The 21083-nt window shown below is 67.7% G+C and carries 22 protein-coding genes; 10 read left to right on the forward strand and 12 right to left on the reverse strand.

Translation table 11 applies throughout. From position 1 onward, the window contains the following. The first annotated feature begins 20 nt into the window (after positions 1-20). The 5 genes from ACFVTM_RS17385 to ACFVTM_RS17405 all read left to right on the forward strand — a co-directional run bounded on the left by ACFVTM_RS17385 (position 21) and on the right by ACFVTM_RS17405 (position 4691). Positions 21-1010 carry an aldo/keto reductase gene (locus tag ACFVTM_RS17385; protein WP_390204977.1) on the forward strand — a complete coding sequence of 330 codons (990 nt, stop codon included), beginning with the start codon at positions 21-23 and terminating at the stop codon, positions 1008-1010. Between the two features lie 42 nt (positions 1011-1052). After that, entirely contained in the window at positions 1053-1829 is a 777-nt protein-coding gene (locus ACFVTM_RS17390; RefSeq protein ID WP_390204978.1) for an HpcH/HpaI aldolase/citrate lyase family protein, read from the forward strand. Between the two features lie 18 nt (positions 1830-1847). Beyond that, entirely contained in the window at positions 1848-3140 is a 1293-nt protein-coding gene (locus tag ACFVTM_RS17395) for an exo-alpha-sialidase (RefSeq protein ID WP_390205089.1), read from the forward strand. Next, complete coding sequence (locus tag ACFVTM_RS17400; RefSeq protein ID WP_390204980.1) at positions 3137-3817, forward strand: SDR family NAD(P)-dependent oxidoreductase; 681 nt, start codon at positions 3137-3139, stop codon at positions 3815-3817. Before ACFVTM_RS17395 ends, ACFVTM_RS17400 begins: the two co-directional genes overlap by 4 nt. An 88-nt stretch (positions 3818-3905) precedes the next feature. Beyond that, positions 3906-4691 carry a DeoR/GlpR family DNA-binding transcription regulator gene (locus tag ACFVTM_RS17405; protein ID WP_390204982.1) on the forward strand — a complete coding sequence of 262 codons (786 nt, stop codon included), beginning with the start codon at positions 3906-3908 and terminating at the stop codon, positions 4689-4691. Positions 4692-4854: 163 nt separating this feature from the next. Here ACFVTM_RS17405 and ACFVTM_RS17410 read toward each other — a convergent pair whose 3' ends face one another. The 3 genes from ACFVTM_RS17410 to ACFVTM_RS17420 all read right to left on the reverse strand — a co-directional run bounded on the left by ACFVTM_RS17410 (position 4855) and on the right by ACFVTM_RS17420 (position 7083). Continuing rightward, entirely contained in the window at positions 4855-5274 is a 420-nt protein-coding gene (locus ACFVTM_RS17410; RefSeq protein WP_390204984.1) for an ester cyclase, read from the reverse strand. A gap of 297 nt (positions 5275-5571) precedes the next feature. Further along, positions 5572-5985 (reverse strand): ester cyclase, encoded by a 414-nt coding sequence (locus ACFVTM_RS17415; RefSeq protein WP_390204986.1) that lies wholly within the window; start codon positions 5983-5985, stop codon positions 5572-5574. 264 nt (positions 5986-6249) lie between these two features. After that, positions 6250-7083 (reverse strand): oxidoreductase, encoded by an 834-nt coding sequence (locus ACFVTM_RS17420; RefSeq protein ID WP_390204987.1) that lies wholly within the window; start codon positions 7081-7083, stop codon positions 6250-6252. Between the two features lie 90 nt (positions 7084-7173). Between ACFVTM_RS17420 and ACFVTM_RS17425 the strand changes: the two genes are divergently transcribed. Together ACFVTM_RS17425 and ACFVTM_RS17430 are read left to right on the forward strand one after the other, a co-directional pair. Then, positions 7174-7764, forward strand: coding sequence for a TetR/AcrR family transcriptional regulator (locus ACFVTM_RS17425; RefSeq protein WP_390204988.1), 591 nt, complete (start codon positions 7174-7176; stop codon positions 7762-7764). 181 nt (positions 7765-7945) lie between these two features. Beyond that, entirely contained in the window at positions 7946-8269 is a 324-nt protein-coding gene (locus ACFVTM_RS17430; protein WP_390204990.1) for a hypothetical protein, read from the forward strand. A 112-nt stretch (positions 8270-8381) separates the two neighbouring features. Here the strand turns inward: ACFVTM_RS17430 and ACFVTM_RS17435 are convergent, their stop codons facing one another. The 5 genes from ACFVTM_RS17435 to ACFVTM_RS17455 all read right to left on the reverse strand — a co-directional run bounded on the left by ACFVTM_RS17435 (position 8382) and on the right by ACFVTM_RS17455 (position 12929). Then, positions 8382-8969, reverse strand: a complete 588-nt coding sequence (locus ACFVTM_RS17435; protein WP_390204992.1) for a TM2 domain-containing protein — start codon at positions 8967-8969, stop codon at positions 8382-8384. A 115-nt stretch (positions 8970-9084) separates the two neighbouring features. Beyond that, a complete protein-coding gene (locus ACFVTM_RS17440; RefSeq protein WP_390204994.1) occupies positions 9085-10443 on the reverse strand; it encodes an MFS transporter in 1359 nt (452 codons plus the stop codon). A 234-nt stretch (positions 10444-10677) separates the two neighbouring features. Further along, positions 10678-12042 carry a diacylglycerol/lipid kinase family protein gene (locus ACFVTM_RS17445; protein ID WP_390204996.1) on the reverse strand — a complete coding sequence of 455 codons (1365 nt, stop codon included), beginning with the start codon at positions 12040-12042 and terminating at the stop codon, positions 10678-10680. Between the two features lie 173 nt (positions 12043-12215). Then, positions 12216-12551 (reverse strand): cupin domain-containing protein, encoded by a 336-nt coding sequence (locus tag ACFVTM_RS17450; RefSeq protein WP_390205090.1) that lies wholly within the window; start codon positions 12549-12551, stop codon positions 12216-12218. Positions 12552-12611: 60 nt separating this feature from the next. Next, positions 12612-12929 (reverse strand): acylphosphatase, encoded by a 318-nt coding sequence (locus tag ACFVTM_RS17455; protein WP_390204998.1) that lies wholly within the window; start codon positions 12927-12929, stop codon positions 12612-12614. A gap of 246 nt (positions 12930-13175) precedes the next feature. Between ACFVTM_RS17455 and ACFVTM_RS17460 the strand changes: the two genes are divergently transcribed. After that, complete coding sequence (locus ACFVTM_RS17460; protein WP_390205000.1) at positions 13176-13475, forward strand: YegP family protein; 300 nt, start codon at positions 13176-13178, stop codon at positions 13473-13475. 112 nt (positions 13476-13587) lie between these two features. Here ACFVTM_RS17460 and ACFVTM_RS17465 read toward each other — a convergent pair whose 3' ends face one another. Both ACFVTM_RS17465 and ACFVTM_RS17470 read right to left on the reverse strand, forming a co-directional pair. Continuing rightward, positions 13588-14436 carry a hypothetical protein gene (locus tag ACFVTM_RS17465; RefSeq protein ID WP_390205001.1) on the reverse strand — a complete coding sequence of 283 codons (849 nt, stop codon included), beginning with the start codon at positions 14434-14436 and terminating at the stop codon, positions 13588-13590. Positions 14437-14562: 126 nt separating this feature from the next. Then, on the reverse strand, positions 14563-15207 hold the full coding sequence (locus ACFVTM_RS17470; RefSeq protein WP_390205003.1) for a hypothetical protein: 645 nt from the start codon (positions 15205-15207) through the stop codon (positions 14563-14565). A gap of 331 nt (positions 15208-15538) precedes the next feature. Here ACFVTM_RS17470 and ACFVTM_RS17475 point away from each other — a divergent pair, with 331 nt between their 5' ends. Continuing rightward, on the forward strand, positions 15539-16792 hold the full coding sequence (locus tag ACFVTM_RS17475) for a mechanosensitive ion channel family protein (RefSeq protein WP_390205005.1): 1254 nt from the start codon (positions 15539-15541) through the stop codon (positions 16790-16792). A 182-nt stretch (positions 16793-16974) separates the two neighbouring features. Beyond that, on the forward strand, positions 16975-18807 hold the full coding sequence (locus ACFVTM_RS17480) for an alpha-glucosidase (RefSeq protein WP_390205007.1): 1833 nt from the start codon (positions 16975-16977) through the stop codon (positions 18805-18807). Between the two features lie 315 nt (positions 18808-19122). Here ACFVTM_RS17480 and ACFVTM_RS17485 read toward each other — a convergent pair whose 3' ends face one another. Both ACFVTM_RS17485 and ACFVTM_RS17490 read right to left on the reverse strand, forming a co-directional pair. After that, on the reverse strand, positions 19123-19920 hold the full coding sequence (locus ACFVTM_RS17485) for an alpha/beta fold hydrolase (protein ID WP_390205008.1): 798 nt from the start codon (positions 19918-19920) through the stop codon (positions 19123-19125). A gap of 170 nt (positions 19921-20090) precedes the next feature. Continuing rightward, positions 20091-21002, reverse strand: coding sequence for a glycosidase (locus tag ACFVTM_RS17490; RefSeq protein WP_390205009.1), 912 nt, complete (start codon positions 21000-21002; stop codon positions 20091-20093). Between the last annotated feature and the right edge of the window lie 81 nt (positions 21003-21083).

Consider the following 21083-nt stretch of genomic DNA (forward strand, 5'->3'; position numbering starts at 1 on the left):
CAACTGCGAGGAATCAACCAATGAGCATCCAGCCCGAAGGCACCCCAGTGGACGGCCTGAAGCTACCGATCTCCAGGCTCGTCCTGGGCACCATGACGTTCGGCGACACCGCCGATGAGGCAACCGCGGGACGCATGATCGATGAGGCACTTGCCGCCGGCATCACGACCATCGACACCGCCAACGCCTACGTCGGCGGAGCCACCGAGGAGATGCTGTCCCGCCTCCTGAAGGACCGCCGGGCCGACGTCCTCCTCGCCTCCAAGGCGGGCATGCCGCATCCGGACCACGGCCAGCACGCCCCGCTGTCCAGGGAAGGGCTGCGCAACAGCGTGGAGGGCAGCCTGCGCCGGCTCGGCGCGGACAGCATCGACCTCTTCTATCTCCACCAGCCGGACCGGGTCACCCCGCTGCAGGAAACCCTGGGAACGGTGGCGGAGCTCGCCGCCGAAGGGAAAATCGGCGCCCTGGGCGTGTCCAACTTCGCGGCCTGGCAGATCGCCGACGTCATCCATGTGGCCCGTGAGGTGGGTGCGCCACGCCCCGTGGTCGCGCAGCAGCTCTACAACCTGGTGGCCCGTCGGGTGGAGGAGGAATACCTCGAATTCGCCGCCACGCATGACGTTCACACCATGGTCTACAACCCGCTCGGCGGCGGCCTGCTGACCGGCAAGCACAGCTTTGACGCCCGGCCCTCCGAAGGCCGGTTCGGCGACTCCAAGCTCGCCGCCATGTACACCCAGCGGTACTGGGACAAGCAGCTGTTCGAGGCCGTCAACGCCCTGGCCGGCATCGCTTCGGAGGCCGGGATCAGCCTCGCCGAGCTGTCCCTGCGCTGGCTTGCGTACCGGAACGGCGTCGGTTCGATGCTGCTCGGCGGCTCGAAGGTGGAGCAGCTGCAGGCCAACATCGCCGCCGTGGCCAAGGGACCGCTGCCTTCCGAGGTATCGGAGGCGTGCGACGCCGTCGGCTCCGGCCTCCGCGGCCCCATGCCCGCCTACAACCGCTGACATACGCAACCATTTCCCCGACTGAAGGCAGAAGACACCAACATGACATCTGAACTCGCTACCGAATTCGCCCGCAAGGTCCGCGCCCGCGAGCAGGCCGTCGGCTACTGGGCCGTGCTGGACGCGCCCGTCGCCACCGAGCGCATCAGCCGCCTCGGCTACGACTACGTGGCGCTGGACGCGCAGCACGGACTGCTCGGCTACTCGGGCGTGCTGAACGGGCTCATGGCGATCGACGCCGGGCACACCGCCGTCGGCATGGTGCGGGTGGAGGGCAACGACTTCACCGCGATCGGCAAGGCTCTCGACGCCGGCGCCGTCGGCGTGATTGTCCCGCTCGTGAACACCGCGGAAGACGCCGCCGCGGCCGTCGCGGCGGCCAAATACCCGCCGCTGGGCGGCCGCTCCTATGGCCCCATGCGCTCGGCACTGCGGATCGGCCCGGTTCCCGCCGAGGCCAACGCCGCCACCCTGGTCTTCGCCATGATCGAAACCCCGGAAGGGCTGGCCAACGTCAAGGAAATCTGCCAGACACCCGGGCTGGACGGCATCTACGTGGGCCCGTCCGACCTCGCGATCGCCGTGGGCGCAGCCTACCCCGGCGACCCCGCCGTCGAAACGGAATTCAACGCCGCCCTGGAGACCATCGCGGACGCGGCGGCCGCCGCAGGCGTGGCCGCCGGCATCCACACCCCGGCCGGCGAAGTCGCCGCGCAACGGCTGCGCCAGGGCTACACGTTCACCACGATCGCCTCCGACCTGACCCACTTGGAGCTGGCCGCCAAGGCCCACCTGGCTGCCGCAACCGCAAAGGACTGAACCGTGCCTGCAACTGACATGTCTGCAACTGACTCATTGAGCACCCCCGCCGCGGCCGCCGCAGCTTCTGACGCTGGCTACAGCGCCATCACGCCCGACGGCGAGGTCAAGGAGGCAGGCGGCAGCCTGTACGCGTACCTGCCGGCCCCCACGGTGCAGAGCCACGCCGCGAACCTCCTGACGCTTCCCGACGGCCGGCTCGGCTGCGTGTGGTTCGGCGGCACGCAGGAAGGCGTGCCGGACATCTCGATCTGGTTCGCCACGCTGGAACCCGGCAGCCGCCAGTGGTCGCCGGCGGAGCAGCTCTCCGACGACTCCGCCCGCTCGGAGCAGAACCCCATCCTGTTCGCCGCCCCGGACAACCGGCTGTGGCTGCTGTACACCGCGCAAAAGGCGGGCAACCAGGACACCGCCGAGGTCCGCCGTCGAATCTCCACGGACAGCGGCCGGACCTGGGGCCCGGTGGAGACGCTGTTCGCGGCCAACGAGACCGGCGGCGTGTTCGTCCGCCAACTGCCGGTGGTGCTGCCGTCCGGCCGGCTGATCATCCCGATCTTCCGCTGCATCACCACCCCCGGCGAGAAGTGGGTGGGCAACAGCGATGACAGCGCCGTCATGATCTCCGACGATGCCGGCGCCACCTGGACTGAGCATGTCCTGCCGGGCAGCCTGGGCTGCGTCCACATGAACATCCAGCCCGTGGCCGACGGGTCCCTGCTGGCCCTGTTCCGGAGCCGCTGGGCCGACTCGATCTACGAATCCCGGTCCACCGACGGCGGCAGCACCTGGAGCGAACCCGTTCCCACCGAGCTGCCGAACAACAACTCCTCTATCCAGTTCACCGCGCTGGCCGACGGCCGCCTGGCCCTGGTCTACAACCACAGCCGCGCCGAGGCCTCCACGGAGCGCCGGCTCTCGCTCTACGACGAGATCGACGACGACGGCCTGGCCGAGGAACAGGGGCAGATCACCGAGCCGGTGGTCACGCACGCCGGTCCGGGTGCCGACGACAGCGGCGAACGGAAGGCCTTCTGGGGTACCCCGAGATCGCCGATGACGCTGGCGATCTCCGAGGACTCCGGCCGCAGCTGGCCCGTCCGCCGCAACCTCGACGTGGGCGACGGCTACTGCCTGTCCAACAACTCCCGCGACGGCCTGAACCGCGAATACTCCTACCCGTCCATCCATCAGGGTCCGGACGGCGCCCTCAACATCGCCTACACGTACTTCCGGCAGGCCATCAAGTTCGTCCGTATGGATCCCCAGTGGGCCTACGAGGGGACGAGCACACCGGGCGGCGACGTTCAGTGATCCGTGCGCCGCACGCCGTCGTCACCGGCTGCAGCTCCGGGATCGGAAAAGCGATCGCGGTCCGGCTGCTGGCGGACGGCTGGCAGGTGACCGGGCTCAGCCGGAGCGAACCCGAGCTCGGGCCGGGCTTCCAGTGGCGGCAGGCTGACCTCTCGGACCCGTCGTCCCTGGCGGCGTGCGTCGAGGACCTGCCTCCGGTCAACGCCCTGGTACACGCCGCCGGTTTCCAGCGGACCGCCTTGCTGGGCGGGCTGGATCCTGAGGCGCTGGCCGGGATGTTCACGGTCCATGTGGCGGCCGCGAGCACCCTGGCCAACGCCCTGGTTCCGCGGATGCCCGACGGGGGCCGGGTGCTCCTGGTGGGCAGCCGGACCTCCACCGGCTCCCCGGGCAAGAGCCAGTACGCGGCCACCAAGGCTGCGCTGCTGGGCATGGGCCGGACCTGGGCGCAGGAGCTGGCACCGCGCGGGATCACGGTGAACGTGCTGTCCCCCGGCCCCACGGACACGCCGATGCTCGCCGATCCGGGCCGGGCCGCCACCCCGCCGAAGCTGCCCGCCCTGGGCAAGCTCGTGGACCCTGAGGACGTGGCGGCGCTTGCCGGATTCCTGCTGGGGAACCACGGAAAGTCCATCACGGGACAGAACTATGTGATCTGCGGCGGCGCGTCGCTATGAGAGGATCGGCGCCGAATAGCATGGGGACAGTGATGTACCGAGGGGTACAGCTACGGATGCGGCAGCAGCCGGTGAAGGAGAGCCAACGATGACTACCGCCAAAGCCAGGCGCGAAGAGATCTACCACCTCGCCGTGACCACGGGCCTGGCGTCCGTGGAAGACCTGTCGCGGCATTTTGCCGTGACCGCCTCCACCATCCGGCGGGACCTGGCCCAGCTGAACGAACAGGGAAAACTCGCCCGGACCTACGGCGGCGCCGTGGCGCTGGGCGCACACCCCGAGCCGTCCCTGCGGCAGCGGACCGGCGAGGCCTTCGAGCAGAAGCAAGCCATCGCCGCCTGGGCGGCCGCCGAAGTCAAGGAGGGCGAAAACATCCTGCTCGACGGCGGCTCAACGGTCGGGGCCCTGGCGCACGCCCTCCGGGACCGCGAGAACCTGTCCGTCACCACGCCCGGCATCAACACCCTCCAGGAACTCGCCGACTCGCCCGGCATCCAGGTGGACTGCCTGGGCGGGCGCCTCCGCGGACTCAGCCAGACCTTCGTGGGTCCCATCGCCGAGGCCGCCCTGGAGCGGATGAGTTTCGACCGGGTGTTCCTCGGCGCGGATGCCGTCACGGTGGACGCCGGCCTGTGCGAGGCCGACCAGGCCCAGACCCGCCTCAAGGAACTGATGGCACGCCGCGGCAACACCGTCTACGTCCTGGCGGATTCCACCAAGCTCGGCAAACGCCCCTTCCATGCCTGGGTGAAGCTTCCCGCGCCGTGGATCCTGGTCACAGACAACCGCGCCGACCCGGAGCAGGTCGAGCTCTTCCGGCAGTCCGGGGTGACCGTCCAACTCGTTGAGGTGTCGCCGGCGCAGGCCGCCTGACACAAGCGCCGGCTGACATAACGGCGTCGGCGTCGACTGGTGCCGAACGCCGTCGAACGGCGTCGACGTCGAACGGCTGTCCGCGTTTCCCTGTGGGGAACGTGGACAGCCATTTTTGTTGCGCGCGTTGCTTTGTTCCGCGACGCCCCGTTCGTCGTTTAGTTCATCCAACGGCCACGGCGCCAATCTGCCGCATGAGGCTCAGGTTGTCCGTGGTGCCCCAGTGCTCGGCCACCTTGCCTCCCTCGACACGGATGATGTCAGTGCAGTCGAACTCGACGCTCTTGCCCGTTGGCGGGATGCCGGCCAGTTCCCCACGATGCGTACCCGTGAGAACCACATGGCACGCCTCCAGGTTTCCGGCGGCTACCCTGGGCATGATCTCCTTGACCTTGATGTCCGGGAAAGCCGACCGCATCGTCTTCACGAAGTACTTCACCCCGTCCTTGCCGGGCGGCTGCCCGGGGAGGGCCTCTTCGTGATCCACAAAGCTGTCCGCGGCCAACTCATCGACGAGGTCGACGTTTCCGCTCTCTATGACGTCCTTGTAAAACCGCTCAATCAATCCAACATCTTCAGACATTTCCGACTCCTTGCAGGCGAGAGACCGAATTTTGATCCCCCCGGCTTAGTGCACCCGCGGGGCACGCAGACGCAGCCAGACATCAACGGTCCGCGCAGGGCGCCGAACAATACTGTGAAATAACAGTGAGAAACGGGCGAAAAGCCTCGTTAAGGCAGAAGATATTCCGGGACTTTGAGAGTGTCAAGATGCCTTGGCCGATGCCGTTCCGGCGGGGCTGCGAGAGGGCAAACCATTACGCAAGAGGCCCTTCCCTTTCAGGAACGGCCCCTTGTTGCTGCTTATTTTGGTGCTGCCTTACTGAGATCCGGCGCCGATCTGCTGCATGAGGGTCATGGTGTCGGTGGCTCCCCAGTGCTCAACGACTTTGCCTTCCTCGACCCGGATGATGTCGATGCCGCTGAATTCGACGCTGCGGCCGGTGGGCGCGACGCCCATCAATTCTCCCTGGTGCGTTCCCGTTAGGACCACGTACAGCGCCTCCAGATTTCCATCTACCAGCGCCGGCTCGCTGGTCTTGGCTTTGAGATCCGGGAATGCCGTCCGCATCGCGTTGACGAAGAACGCGACCCCGTCCTTAGCGGGCGATTGTCCGGGCATGGGATCGTGATCGACAAAGTCATCACTGACCAGTTCATCGATGAGGGCGAGATTTCCGTCCCCAATCACCTCTGTGTAGAACCGCTTGATCAATCCAGTTCCGTCAGCCATTTCCGACTCCTTAAAAGTGGATGAGACCGCAACCCAAGTTTCCCACTCCGCCCATGGCACATCAACGGCTCAAGCTTCCGCCGACGACGTGGCCGCGGCGGCGCGCATCGGAAACGATTCATGAATCGTCGTTCCTGACACGCTGCCTCACGGGGTGCAGCGAACGCCGTCGCTTCCGTGATTTGCCACCAGCTGCACGGATTGTCGGAAGTGGTCAGTACGACCCCGAAACCGAATTGCGACAAGACATCCGAACGGCTCTGCTCAACTGCGCTGGAGCCCGACGGCGCGGGTGATGAGAGCGTCGAACTGGCGGTCGCTGAGCAGGCCCCGGGCTGTGATCAGTGGCTTGGCACCGTACCCGACGGCGTAGCGGGTCTTGGGATTTGAAGCCGTCACAGCCTTTGCGATCGCGTCGGCGATGACCGACGGCGGCGAGTTGCGGTTCCCGTTCTCCCCAGAGCGCAGCGACTTCGCGACGGCTTCGGCGTGTGGGGCGTAGGGGCCGTTACCGGACGTGGCCTCCACGTTGTCGGCGGCGATGCCGCCCCACTCGGTCGCGATGCCGCCGGGCTCGATAACGACGACGTTGATGCCGAAGGGCTTGACCTCCAGGCGGAGGCAGTCGCTGAGTGCCTCGAGGGCGAACTTCGTGCCGTGATACCAGCCGCCCAGCGGCGTGTAGATCTTTCCGCCCATCGAGGTGATGTTCACGATCGTGCCCGAACGCTGCGTGCGCATGTGCGGCAGCACCAGCTGGGCCAGCCGCATTGCTCCGAAGACGTTGACCTCGAACTGCCGGCGGCCCTCGTCGATGTCGACATCCTCGAGCGCGCCGTAGGAGCCGTATCCGGCGTTGTTGACCAGGACGTCGATGCGGCCGGTCTCGGTGAGGATCTGGTCGATGCCTGCCTGCATGGACGCGTCGTCCGTGACATCCATCGCCAGCGGCCGGATGCCGTCAGCGGCAAGGCTCTTCAGGCGGTCGGTGCGCCGTGCCGCCCCGTAGACGGTGAAGCCGAGGCTCTCCAGTTTCCTCGCGGTCGCCTCCCCGATCCCGGAGGATGCGCCGGTGACAAGTGCGGTCTTGGTGGTCATGATGATGCTCCTGCCGTAATATGAATCGTGGTTCACTTAAATGATGAACCGGTATTCACTTTCGTGCAAGCCCTGGCAGGAGGATCCTTCGTGACCACACAGCAGCGCCCCGTGCGAGCCGACGCGATACGCAACCGCGCGAAGATCCTCGACGCCGCCCGCGCGGAAATCGCCGCCCGGGGTCCTGACGTGGGCATGGAGGTCATCGCGGCCGCTGCGGGGGTGGCCGTCGGAACCCTCTATCGGCACTTCCCGACGAAGACCGATCTGGTGGGCGCGGTACTCGCCGAATACATCGAGCAGATCACCACGGAAGCAGAAGCGGCCCTGGAGCGCGTCCGCGGAGGCGCTTCGCCACTGACGGTGATTGTTGTGTTCCTGCACGAGGTGATCCGGATTTCGGCCATCAACAAAGCCGCGAAGTCGGCAGCGCCGGCACTGGGTGCCGCTGCGAACGTCGACGAGACACGTGCAGCGGCGGCACTGTCAGAACTCATCGACCTGGGAGTCGCTGCAGGGCAGATCCGGCCCGACCTCACCGTTGCCGATATCTACGTTCTCATCTCAGCCGCACCACTGGATCAGCCCGAACCGGTCCGCGAACGGTGGGCCGGGCTCGTCTTGCCGTGCCTCACTGCTGACGCCGCCCACATCAATCTCGACGAGGTTGCACGACGGTAGGGCATCAACCGCGGCGCCGCTGGTGGCCGAGGCAGCCCTGACAGCAAGACTCCGGAGTGGGACGTGCAGACGACTTCAGACATTCCCTGCAGGCTGACGTGCGTCGCGGGCATTGCCGGGCTCCCCGCCGTGAACGTGCCGCTGTCCACGGACGCGGGTCTTCCCTGCGGCGTGAGTATTGTTGGTCCCGTCAACCGCGACGCCGAGCTCATCACCGTGGCGACCCGCCTCAGCGAATCGCGCGCTCACGGGCCTGGCCGCCGATTCACGCCTGGGCGGCGGTACCGGAGCGCACTGGGGCAGGAGGCTGGGCGCCGTCGTCCTCATCCTGGCCGGCGCAACCGCAGGTGCCGCCCTGCTGCATGTTCACGCAGGCTTCGGTGTCCTACTGACGGCAGCGCTCACCCTGGTGGTAGCGCTAGCGGGTGGGCTCGCCCGGCCCCGGACGCAGGCTGGCGATCCCGCCGCGGCAGAACCCCCGACGTCGCTGGTTTCAGAGCGCTAAACCCCCGGCGCTGTCGCGTTTCGGGAAGATTCGGGAAAGAAAGGACGGCCGGGTGATCCCGGCCGTCCTTTGCGTGATCATCTCTATCGGGAAGAAATAGTGGAGGCAGCGGTCAGTCGCGCAGCGGGATTCCCGTGGCGTCATTCCGGAAGTACGACGCACCGGCGAAGATCATGATGCCCTCAACGAAGCCCCACAGCGCGACGAGGCCGAACGTGAAGATGCCGACAAAGACGGTAAGGAGAATCTGGATGATGCCGATCGTGGTGTAGCCCAGGTAGAAACGGTGGACGCCCAGTCCGCCCAGGAAGATGCCCAGAAGCCCGGCGACAAGCCTGGACTTTGGCTGCGCGTAGCCGTAGGCCAGGTTGGGCATCGGAGCCTGCTGTGACATCTGGGGGTAGTGCATCTGATACGGCGGCTGGGTTGCGGGCAAATAGCCCTGGTACTGCTGGCCCGGATAAGGCTGCGGAGGCATGGGGGGCTGAGGCTGCTGGGGATTCCCATACTGCACGGGATATTGCCCTTGGTACTGCGGAGGCGCGACCGGAGGGTACTGAATCGGGTCCACGGGCGCGTACGGGTCCGCGGGCGCGTACGGCTGCGGCGGCGCGTACGGCGGGACGGTGCCATCAGCGGGAGAAACGGGGAACGCCGGTTCGGCTGCGCCGCTCTTCGGCTCGGGGTGCTGCTGGGTCATGCTGGTGCCTTTCGATGAGGTGAGGATGCTGCCCGCGCCCCGGGCGGCAGCTCACCGTCAACAGACGGCATCCCCCAAGAATCCACGAACCGGATTTATTCTGACCGAACTTGCGCTACCGCCGCTCCCGCCACGCCAGCGACACCACAAACACCACGGCGCCCAGCCCCAGCATGACGAACACCATCAGCCCCCAGTTCGCCTGGGTGACGCCGCTGCCGTAGAAGACGCCGATCAGCACGGTGGCCGTGATCGCGCCCAGGTACCGGCAGGTCTGGAAGATCCCGGCGGCCACCCCGCGCTCCTCCGGCCGCGTGGACACGTACATGCCCTGGCTCGACGAAATGGCGACCACGCAATACGGCACTCCAAGCAACGCCGTCAGCGCAATCACCAGCGGGACGGCGAGCGACACCGTCAGCAGCCACATGCACGCCGACGCGACGAGGAGCAGCCCGACGCCGGCAATCAGCACCCGCCGCACGCCGAACCGGTCGATCGCCCGGACCGCGAACGGCGTCCCGACCACCGAGATCGCCGCGAGCGGCAGCATCAGGATCCCCACGACGCCGGGATCGTAGCCGCCCGCGGTCTGCAGCAGCTGCGGCAGGCCGAAGAACGCGAAGTAGTAGACGCCGTTGAACAGTGCGAAGCCAAGGTAGACCAGCAGCAGCGGCCGGTTGCGGCCCAGCAGCCGGAGGTCCAGGAACGGCGGGCTGAACCGAAGCTCCCGCCACGCGAACAGCGCCGCGAGGACCAGCCCTCCGCCAAGCAGCCACCACCGGTAGTCAGGCAGCACATTCAGCAGCGCCATCATCACCAGCACCAGGGCCCCGATGAAGGCCCCGATGCCCGGCAGGTCCGAGTCCCGCACCAGCTCCGAGACCCGCCCGCGCTCCCGCGCACAGTCCGCCGGGGCAAACCGCCGGACCACCAGGATCGCCACCAGCGAGAGCGGGACGTTTATCAGGAACAACGCCTGCCACCCCACCAGGCTCACCAGCAGGCCGCCCACCACGGGCCCGACCGCAGCCGCCGAGGTATTCGCCATCTGGATCCGGCCCAGCGGCCGCGTGGACTTCACGTTCGCCTCCCGCGCCAGCGCAGCGACCATGACGACGGCGCTCGGGTAGGCGGTCGCGGTGCCAAGGGCCATGAAGGCCCGGGCCACGCAGAGCAGCGCGAAGTTCGGCGCGAAGGGGGCGAGCGCGCAGGTCACGGCCACGAGCGCCATGCCCAGCAGGAACAGCCGCCGCGGGCCGAAGCGGTCCGCGAGCCGGCCCATGAGCGGTTGGCCGGCCGCGGAGGTGAGGTAGAACGCGGTGATCACCCAGGTGACCGTGGCGACGTCGAGCCCGAAGTCCTCGCGCAGCACCACGAGGGCGACGGCGATCATCGAGGAGTTCAGCGGGTTCAGGGACGTGCCGAGGCTGAGTCCGGCGACGGCCAAGCCCGTCCGGGGAGAGTTGCTCACGGCAACAGTCTGTCCTACCGCGCCAGCCGAAATCGAACCAGGCGACACACGCCGCGGTATCTGTCGGGTGGACGTCGGTCGGGTGGGCGCGTCACGCAGGGCAGACTTTGGACGCTGCGGCAGCAGGAACCTCCCGGGAATCCGCGGAAGACCCGGCGGCCGGGACCGGAAAGCCAGCCGTACGTGACACCAGGTCCGAAAAACCAGGTGCCTGCCGACAGAGCTACGCTGAACTCACTCCCCCGCGGACGCCCGGGCGGACGGTGCGGGCGCGGTCAGGTGCCGCCCCCAAGCCAACTCCCGGAGCCGGACCAGGTCCAGGGAGGGCTGGGCCGGCGGGACGCCCGGACGATTCCGCGGAACCAAGACCCGCAGCGCGCACGGTTCGATGGTGCAGCGCACCGGTGTTGTCATCAGCAGGGCCTCGCCGTCCACGCCGACGGGAATCTCGGGCACGTCGGCGCCGACCACCACTTCGGGCGCGGTGCGTTGCATCAGGCCACGCTTCGTGGCACGCCGCAACAGGCCGACAGCTTCGCGCGTGCTGGCCGCGGACAGCGCCACGGCACCGAGAACGCCGCGGTCCAGCCGGGTCCGGCGGCCCAGGCCCGCGAGGTCGTTGCTGCCGTAAGGACCGTTGCTCACCAGCACCGCCTGCGGGCCGTCCACCGTCACGCCGCCCACCTCGGCGCGCAGCCGTGCACCCTTATGGCCCTTGATCAGGTCCGGAAGCATCTGTAGCACCGTCCCGGTCTTGTCATCGCGGTACGCCGGGCTCTGCACCACCTCGGCGTACACCCCGAACGATGAATTATTGACGAACGTGCGGCCGTTGATCTTGCCAAGGTCGACGTGCAGCTCCACCCCGTCCCGGAGGGCGTCCAGGCAGCCGCTCGGATCCTCCCGGTCCAGCCCGAGATCCAGGGCGAAATGGTTGCGGGTGCCGGCGCTGATCACCAGGAACGGCAGGTTGTGCTCGGCCGCAATGCCTGCCACCAGTGCCTGGGTTCCGTCACCCCCGGCGACGCCGAGAAGGTCGGCCCCGCGTTCCACCGCCTGCCGGGTCAACGCGTCAACATCCACCGGCCCCGGGCCCTCAAGGAGTGCCACCTCGGCGCCGAGTTCCTGCGCCTTCCGCTGGAGGTCGAACTTCACCACCTTGCCACCGCCGGAACGCGGATTCATCACCAGGAAGGCGTGCCGCCAAGTGGGGGCAGGGTATTCCGCCATGGCCTTGCCCTCCCCCCTTTCCCGGAGGGCGGCGCGGGCACAGACCAATGCAACAAACACCAGCGCAAGGGAGATAACCACCTCCCGGAGCAGGCCCGCCTGGACGTAGAGGACCACGACCACCAGCGGGGCCAGCACGGCCAATGCCAGCGCACACCAGCGCAGAAAACCGCGGCTGATGAGGAACCAGTAGATCGCAGCCACGGACACCAGCACAGCGCCGAGACCGGTCACCACCAGCGCAATAGTGCCTGCCAAACCGGCAGCCGCCAAGGGGACAGCCACTGCGAGGACGACGGCGGCGTAGGCCCCCCTCGCCCACCACCGACGGGTCTCCGGAATCTCTTCCAGGGAAGGTACGGCGGTCATGTCGCACCCCCGATTTGCGGTACGACGACGGCGGTCACCGCGGCCCCTGCCGCGCGGTCCCTTTCACATAGGGGGCGCAAGTGCCTGAGTTCTCTGGCATCCCTGGAATTCACTTTCGGCCTCTCCTTCGCCTCATCGGATGGCTGCGGGCCTCCCGGAATCGGGCCGGCGGTTCAGGTCCTGATCTTGGCCACCGTCATCAGGATCGCCGAGTCTTCCTCGGCCTCCAGACTGTGCAGCCCATCCGGCACGATCAGCAGATCGCCGGTCTTGCCCTGCCACGATTCGTTGCCGGCCCGCAGGCGCACACAGCCGCGGAGCACAAACACGGTCGCCTCGCCGGGGTTCTGGTGCTCGCTCAGCTGCGTGCCGGCCTTGAACGCCATGACGGTCTGGCGCAGAACTTTCTCGTGCCCGCCGAACACCGTGTCCGCGGCCCGTCCGCTCCCTGCCGCGAGGGCAGCAGCGACCTGCTGCCTGGCTAAGGCATCGATCGATATTTTCTGCATGGGCACACGGTACTCGCCTCGCGCCGCGCTGCCGAGGGTCCTTCGCCCCGAACCCGGGACCTAGTACGCCACGTCGAATCCGCCGAACTCCCCAGTCGCCGCCGAGACGGATTCTTCGACGTGCTCCACCCGGCCGGGTGCCTCCGGCGAGCGCAACCAGCGCCGCAGCTCCAGCACCACGGACTGCGGCCCCTCGGCCACGATACCCACGGAGCCGTCGACGTTGTTCCTGACCGTACCGCTCAGCCCAAGCTCCTCGGCCTTCCTGACCGTCCAGTACCGGAAGCCCACAGCCTGGACCACACCGGAGACCCGCGCATTCAGCCGCACGGGCTCGCCGGAATCTGCCGGAAACTGCGCAGGGTGTTTCTCCGTCATGCTCCCAATGTAGCGCCCGCGCGGCGTCCGAGTTCTTGGTCATACAGGGTTTAGTCACACCGGGTTGGGCCATCCAGGCCTAGTCTGACCACCCAGACACTAAGGGACCTTTGGCTCTTTCTAGCCACGGCCGCGCGGGAAAGGCTGGCTCTTAGCACTGCAACAGCTTGTCGAAGACCCGGCAACCGCACACCGAAGTGCTCTCACGCTCCACCGGCAGTTACAACTGCCCGAAAGGACATGACAATGGCTGGACAATTCGAAATCTTTACCGACGCTGAAGCCAAAATCCGGTTCCGGCTGCTCGCCGCGGACGGCACCGTGTTGGCCATTTCCAAAGCATTCGAGGACAAACGCCAGGCGGCGAACGGCATCATGGCCGTCCGCGAGTGCGCCGGCACCGGTCTGATCCGGGAAGACCGCAGCAGCAACCCCTGGGCCGGTCATCACGGCGCCGATCATCACGGCACCGATCATCAAGGCGCGAGGATCGCCTCGCAGACACCGGTAATTCACCACCACCACCGTCACCTGCCCGCCGTCTAGCGCGAATCCGGTTCGCCAGCCGGCCATGTTCCGGCCCCTGAGGCATGCGGGGCGGCAGTTGGGGCCGGCCCCTGAGGCGCGCCCCCGCCCGCCATCCCAACCCCGGCTCCGGCTACTTCGTCGGATCCGTCACGGCGCCCGTGCTCGAATCCTTGGCGGCGGGACGAAGAGACGTGATCATCGTCCGGACGTCCTGATACTCCCCGGTGGTGGCATAGAGCTTCGCCTTCTCCAGGTACGGCAGCCCGGGGTCCCCCGGGGTCGTGTTCTTCGCCGGGTCATAGGCCTGGCCAAACAGCGCGCCGCTGGGCGGCCAGAGGAAGAGCTGGAACATCGGGCACGACAGGGGTCCGGTCTCCTCCGGCATCATGGTGATCCCATACGACGCATACGTCGGCGGCGACGCTTTTGCCGCCGTGGCGTCACCGCGGCCCTCGAAGACGTAGCGGGGCACATTCTGGTCCGCCGCGCCAGGTTCGGCGAGCGCCTGCATCGGCTCCGAATCGATGAGCATATACGGCTGCTGATCGCCGCATTCGGCGCCCGTGACCACGTTCGTGCGCAGCGCGGCCATCTGCTTGCCGGCGGCGTTCACAACGTCCACGAACTCACCGCCGAGCGGCGCTTCCCCGGCCGGGTCCCGGATCACCCACGCGGCTGGGTAGTCAAAACTTAGCGTCCCGTCCGACGTGGTGAACGTCTTCCAAGCGGACGACGACGTCGGCGCCCCCGACGACGGTGACGTTGCCGGCGTCGTGGTCCCCGGCGCTGTTCCCGGCGAGGATTCCGTTGCCGTTTCCGAGGCGTCGCCCGGCGACGGGGTTTCCTGCGTTCCGTGCGTTCCCGGCTGCGTTTCTCCCGGAGCCGGAGTTCCCGACGTTGCGTCGGCCGCCGTCGCGGCGCCGGAAGTCGCAGGTGGCACCACCGGCGAGCCGCAGCCGGCCAGGATCGGGGCTGCCAAGATGAGGGCTGCCAGGACAAGCGCCGGGTCGAACGGAGCCGCAGACGCTGCGGGTCGCCGCCTAACACGCCCCGGCTCGTCCCCGTTTCCGCTTCCTCGCCGCCTCACCATCAGCCCGGACCGGCCCTACTGCCCGGCCGGGCGCAGCGAGGTGATCATCTTCCTGATGTCCTTGTACTCGGAGGTCTCCAGGTAAGCCTCCGGAGTGTCGATATTGGGCTCGTTGCCCGGGCTGGTGTCGAACGGGTTGTAGACGCCCCCGAACGACGCGCCGCTGGGCGGCCACGTGAAGAAGTGGAAGATCGGGCAGGCATCGGGCCCCGACGGTTTGGGCGCCGAGCTGATGCCGTACGCCATGACGTTGGCCTTCGTGGGATCCTTCTCCGCCGGGTACAGCCGCAACTCAAAGATGAAGTGCGGAGTGACCCCCTGCTGGGCCAAGGCCGGAACGGGCACCAGGTCGAGCACGGAGTAGGGGATCCGTTGTGTGCATTCCGCGCCGGTGGCCACGTTGGTCCGCAGCGTTGCCAGCGACTTGCCGCCAGCGGTGAGGACCTCCACAAACACCCCGCCGGGGGCCGCCTCGGCGCCGCGGTCCTTGACGGTCCATTCGGCCGGGTGGTCGAACTGGAGTTTCCCGTCCGGCGTTGTGAAGATCTGCCAGTCCGCCGCCGTCGGCGCGGGCGTGGCCGGCGAGGACGGCGCCTCGGTGGGCGGGACATCGCTTGCGCTGCTGCCGGGCGCGGACGTCAGCGGAGGGACGGAGGGCATCGACGGCGTCGTCGGACCGGGGCTCGCGGGCGCACCGCAAGCGCCAAGCAGTGCCGCAACCAAGAAACTGGCCGAAACTGCCGTGCCGATCACCCTGAATCGACGCATGTCACCCTCCCCCTGGGATTCAAGTGGTTCGACCATTGTTGTTCGTCCGGGCTCACAAACAAGTGCCAAAAGTCCCGGGCGGACCAAGCCGCCGGATCTTGCCGGCAGCCGCCGTCGGGCTGCCGCCGGATCTTGCCGGCAGCCGCCGGCAGCGGCGTGACCGGACCCACGTTGACATGCCGACGATTTCAGTTGCCCGCGGAAGCTTGCTAGAGCTTAAACAATGCAAGAGTTCCTGACACAAGCAATGCCGTTCCTGGCCATGGCCCTCGCCGTGGTTGCCGGACTCGTCCTGTCCTGGCTGGTGCGCAAGATTGTGCTCCGGCTCAACCGCAGCAAGCCCGAACTGCGCGAGACGTCCCGCGTGGCCCGGATGCCGTTGCGCTTGTCGCTGTGCCTGATTGCCGTCCGGATCGCACTGGCCACCGCCACCGGGGACCTCGAATGGCGGCACGGCCTGGACCATGTGCTGCTGATTGCGCTCATTGCTTCCCTGGCCTGGCTCGCCATCGCGCTGCTGCTCATCGTCGAGGCGATGGTCCTGACCCGGTACCGGGTGGATGTCGCGGACAACCGCCGCGCCCGGCGGCTGCGCACCCAGGTGATCCTGGCCCGGCGGATCGGCGTCGCCCTGATCGTGGTGGTGGCCCTGGGCAGCATGATGCTCACGTTCCCCGCGATCCAGGCCCTCGGCGCCGGGCTCCTGGCCTCGGCCGGGGTGATCTCGATCGTCGCCGGCCTCGCCGCGCAGACCTCGCTGGTCAACGTCTTTGCCGGCATCCAGCTCGCCTTCACGGACGCCATCCGGGTGGACGACGTGGTGGTGGTCCAGAAGGAATGGGGCCGGATCGAGGAGATCACCCTGACCTACGTTGTGGTCCACATCTGGGATGACCGACGGCTGATCCTGCCCTCGACCTACTTCACCACCACTCCGTTCGAGAACTGGACCCGGCGGCAGTCCGAGGTCATGGGAACGGTGGAGTTCGACCTCGACTGGCGCGCCCCCGTCGAGGCGATGCGCGCCGAACTGAAGACCGTCCTGGCGGAGACCCCGTTGTGGGACAAGCGCGTGGGAATCCTGCAGATCACTGACGCCACCGCCGGCTTTGTCCGGGTGCGCATCCTGGTCAGCGCCGCGGACAGCGCCTCCCTGTTCGACCTCCGTTGCCTGATCCGGGAGGAACTGGTGTTGTTCCTGCAGCAGGGCCACCCGACGGCGCTACCCCATGTGCGCCTCGAGTCACTGCCGTCCGCGACGGCGGCATCCGCCGGATCCGCCGCGTCCGACGCCGTCACGGGGTCCCAGCGTCCGGGCAAGGATGCTGCCCCCGGCGAGCACACCCGGCACGCGGACCCTCAGGACTCCCAGTTGTTCACCGGGTCCATCGAGGCGATCCAGCGCTCCAAGGCCTTCTCCGGTCCCGGCGACGAGGTCTTCGAGGACCGCGACAACGCCATCGCCTCGCAGAACTGAAGATCGGCCGGCCGGCAGGTTAGGACAGCACGGCTGGCAGGTTAGGACAGCACGGCTGGCAGGTTCGGACAGCACGGCCGGGCAGGGTCTTCCCAGCCTTCCCCAACTGGTCAATAATCAGACGTTGGCGGGACAGCAGCAACGCTGCCCCCATAGTCTGCCGGACCAGCTGAGGAGTCCCCATGACGGTCGAACAAGCACCCGCGGAAACACCAAAGATCGCGGCCCGCGACTGGTTCCAACGCGCCGTCGTCTATCAGATCTATCCGCGCAGCTTCGCCGACTCCAACGGCGACGGCATCGGCGACCTCCGCGGCATCATCAGCAAGCTGGACTACCTGCAAAAGCTGGGGGTCGACGTCGTCTGGCTCTCCCCGATCTACACCTCGCCGCAGGACGACAACGGCTATGACATCAGCGACTACCGCAATGTCGATCCGCTCTTCGGCACGCTCGAGGAGCTCCGCGAACTGACCGACGGGCTGCACGCGCGCGGCATGAAACTGGTGATGGACCTGGTGGTCAACCACACCTCGGACGAGCACCCCTGGTTCGTGGAGTCCCGGTCCTCGAAGGAGAACCCGAAGCGCGACTGGTATTGGTGGTGGCAACCCCGGAACATCGAAGCCGGGGCCGCGCAAGGACGCGCCGCGGAGCCGAACAACTGGGGCTCGGCGTTCTCCGGGCCCGCGTGGGAGTTGGACCAGGCCACCGGGGAGTACTACCTCCACATCTTCTCGAAGAAGCAGCCGGACCTGAACTGGGAGAACCCCGAGGTCCGTGCGGCGGTCTTCGAGATGATGAACTGGTGGCTGGACCGGGGCGTGGACGGCTTCCGGATGGATGTCATCAACTTCATCTCCAAGGACACCTCGCTGCCTGACGGGCCCGTTGCCGACGGCAAGCTCTTCGGCGACGGCTCGCCGTACTACATCGACGGCCCGCGCATGCATGAGTTCCTGCAGGAGATGCACCGGGAAGTCTTCGCCGGCCGCACCGGAGAGCTGCTCACCGTCGGCGAAATGCCCGGCGTGACCGTGGAGGACGCCGTCCTGTACACCGACCCCGCCCGGGCCGAGGTGGACATGGTGTTCCAGTTCGAGCACGTGGCCCTGGACCAGGAGGACGGCGACAAGTGGCGGCCCAAGAAGCTCCTGCTCACCGAGCTGAAGCAGACCCTGGGCCGCTGGCAGGAGGGACTGGCCGAGCGGGGCTGGAACAGCCTGTACTGGGGCAACCACGATCAGGCCCGCGCCGTGTCCCGGTTCGGCGATGACGGCAAGTACCGCGAGCTGTCCGCCAAGATGCTGGCCGGGATCCTGCACCTGCACCGGGGCACGCCCTACGTCTATCAGGGCGAGGAACTCGGCATGACCAACATGACGTTCGGCGCGATCAGCGATTACCGCGACATCGAGGTCCTCAACCATCACCGCGAAGCCACCACGCACCTCGGCCACACCGACGCCGAAGTCCTCGCCGCGCTCGCGCCGCTGAACCGGGACAACGCGCGGACCCCGGTGCAGTGGGATGCCTCCCGGCATGCCGGCTTCACCACCGGGGCGCCCTGGATCGCGGTGAACCCGAACGCCAACCACATCAACGCCGCCGCCCAGGTGGATGATCCGGACTCGGTCTTCAGCTTCTACCGCAAGGTGATCGCCCTGCGGCATGCCGAGCCGGTGGTCTCGCACGGGACCTTCACCATGCTGCTGCCCGATGACCCGCACGTCTACGCGTTCACCCGGGCACTGGCGGGCGGTTCCCCAGGCGGTTCCTCAGACGGCGCCTCAGACGAGATTCCCGAGCTGCTGGTGCTGGGCAACTTCTCCGGTGCGGAACACGGCGTCGAGCTCGGCGATCAGAACTGGGACGACGCGGAGCTTGTGCTGGGCAACTACACGTCCGACGCCGGCACGTCCGACAGCGGTGCAGGCGCGACTGCCGTGCGGGCCGGCGCGATCCGCCTGCGGCCCTGGGAACTGCGGGTCTTGCGCCGGCGCAGCGGCGGCTGATCGTCGTATCCGGAACTCCAGCCACGAATCGCCAGCCAAGAAAGGAAGCCAGGCATGACCATTCCCCCGCCCGCCGAACCCGATCCGTTTCCGCCGGAGCCAGGCCCCACGACGCCGCCGCCCGAACCCGGGGATCCGTTCCCGCCCGAACCCGGCCCGGTCACGCCGCCGCCGGTTCCGGGACCTGATCCGGTACCCGGCCCCGCGCCCACGCCGTCACCGGCACCGGGGCCGTTCCCGACGCCCAATCCCCTCCCGATTCCGGACCCCGGCCCGGTGCCTCCGCGGCCGGACCCCACCCGGTTCTAGCGGGCGTCACCCGCCGGTAACCCCGTGCAGGAACCGGCGGACTTCGGCGTTGAAGGCCTCCGGTGTTTCGACGGCGGCCATGTGCCCGACGTCGGGAATCAGCACGAGCGTCGAGCCCGGAATCCGCCGGTTCATCTCGCGGGCCACGCTCAGCGGCGAGCGGACATCCTCCGTGCCGTACAGCAGCATGGTGGGCACCGCGATGCCCGGCAGGACATCGCGATAGTCCGCATGGGCGTTCGCGTGCAACAGGGCCCGCATGCCGTTCGGATGGAAGTCGGCCATGATGGCGCCGGTTTCCTGGACATCCGCCGGATCAGCACGGTCCGTGAATAACGTGGGCATCCACACGGGGATGAATTGTTCCGGCGGCTGCTCGAGTTCGGCCAGTACTTGGGCGTAGCGGCGTTCCACTTCCTCGGGCGGCAGGGATCCCGCCCAGCCGGCATACGCCGAGACCAGCAGCAGGGACGCAGGCATGGACGGGTGGGTCCGGTAGAACTCGAGGGCAATCCCGGAGCCCATGGACAGCCCGAGGAGGTGCGGGGCGCCCGTCACGGCTTCCCGCAGGAACCCGGCCAGGGCGCCGGCCAAGTCCTCGCCGGTGAAGTCCGGCGGCGGATCGTCCGAGCCGCCGCACCCGGGGGCATCCCAGGCGACGACCGTGAATTCATCCGACAGCCCGTCGAGCTGCCGACGCCAGATCCGGCTGTCCTCGTAGGCGCCGTGCAGCAGGACCAGCGGCGGACCCTGGCCCGCCCGCTGATACCGGATTCGCAGGCCCGCAACCTCGACCGTGTCCATGAGGCAATGCTAGGTCGGTCCGCGGTCCCCGGGCAGGCTCAGGAGGCGCAAACCCGTCCGCGACGCGCAAATGACCCTGCGACACCCGAATTCGGGTTCGCAGGGTCATTTGCGCGTCGGCAGGACTTGGGTGTCGGTGCCTACGGTGTTGCTGCCTACGGTGTTGCTGCCTACGGCAGGACGATGTCCCGCGTGCGGTGATCGTACTGAATGACCAGGAGGCCGCCGCCGTGGTGCACCTCGTGGTTGGGGCCGTCGAACACGCCGAATGCGCCGTAGTTCTCGTCCCACGAGCGGTTCAGGGCGATCTTGAAGGTGTAGAAGCCGGCCGGGATGTCCGCGGCGAGCTTCCAGAGCTGGTCCACCTGGTCCAGTTCCATCTGGGCTTCGTCATACTGCGGCGCCCAGTTCGCGGGCGCGCCGATCAGGACGTTGAAGTCACCGGCAACCGCGACTGCCTCCGGCTGATCGATGGTTTCGACGCTGACAGCCTGTGCCGCCGGGGCTTCGGACGCAACTTCGGTTGCCGCCGCGGCCTTAGCGGCGGGCTTGCGCTTCCGCACGGCCTTGGCCACGGGGGCCACGGCCTCCTCGACGAGCTTGGCGGCCTTGCCGGCAACCTTGGATGTCTTCGACGGCGCTCCGTTGGCGTCGGCCTTGGCGGCCGGCTTTGTTGCCGTCACCGGCTTTGCTGCCTTCACCGGCTTAACTGCGGGAGCGGACGGCAGCGGCGTGCCGGCCGGAACCGCCGTGCCGTCGTCGAGCGCTGTAGCAAAGGTGGCAGGGTCGGCGAAGGCAACCGTGGCGCGCTGGCCGTCGTCGGTGATTGACCAGCCGGAGCGTCCCTTGACCAGCCAGCCGGCCTTGACGAGCTTTCCCGTGGCGGTGGTCAGGGTCTTGTGGCCGCGGGGAATGCCGCCGCTGAGGAGCTCGCTTTCGTGGTCGTTGAGGGGCACCCGTGCGATTGCCTCGCCCAGTACGGCTCCGGCGTTCAGCTTCTCGCCAGTCCATACCTCCTCTGCCAGGACATCCAGCACGGCCTTGAGCCGAAGGTTGGTGTTTTCCGCGATGTTCGCGCCCATGGGTCTCCTTGTAGAAGCAATTGATCCACCTGCATCTTGCCAAGGAAAGGTTGGTTTTTGCGAGTGGATTGCGTTAACTCT

The organism is Arthrobacter sp. NPDC058130 (assembly GCF_042884475.1).
Lineage (GTDB): Bacteria > Actinomycetota > Actinomycetes > Actinomycetales > Micrococcaceae > Arthrobacter.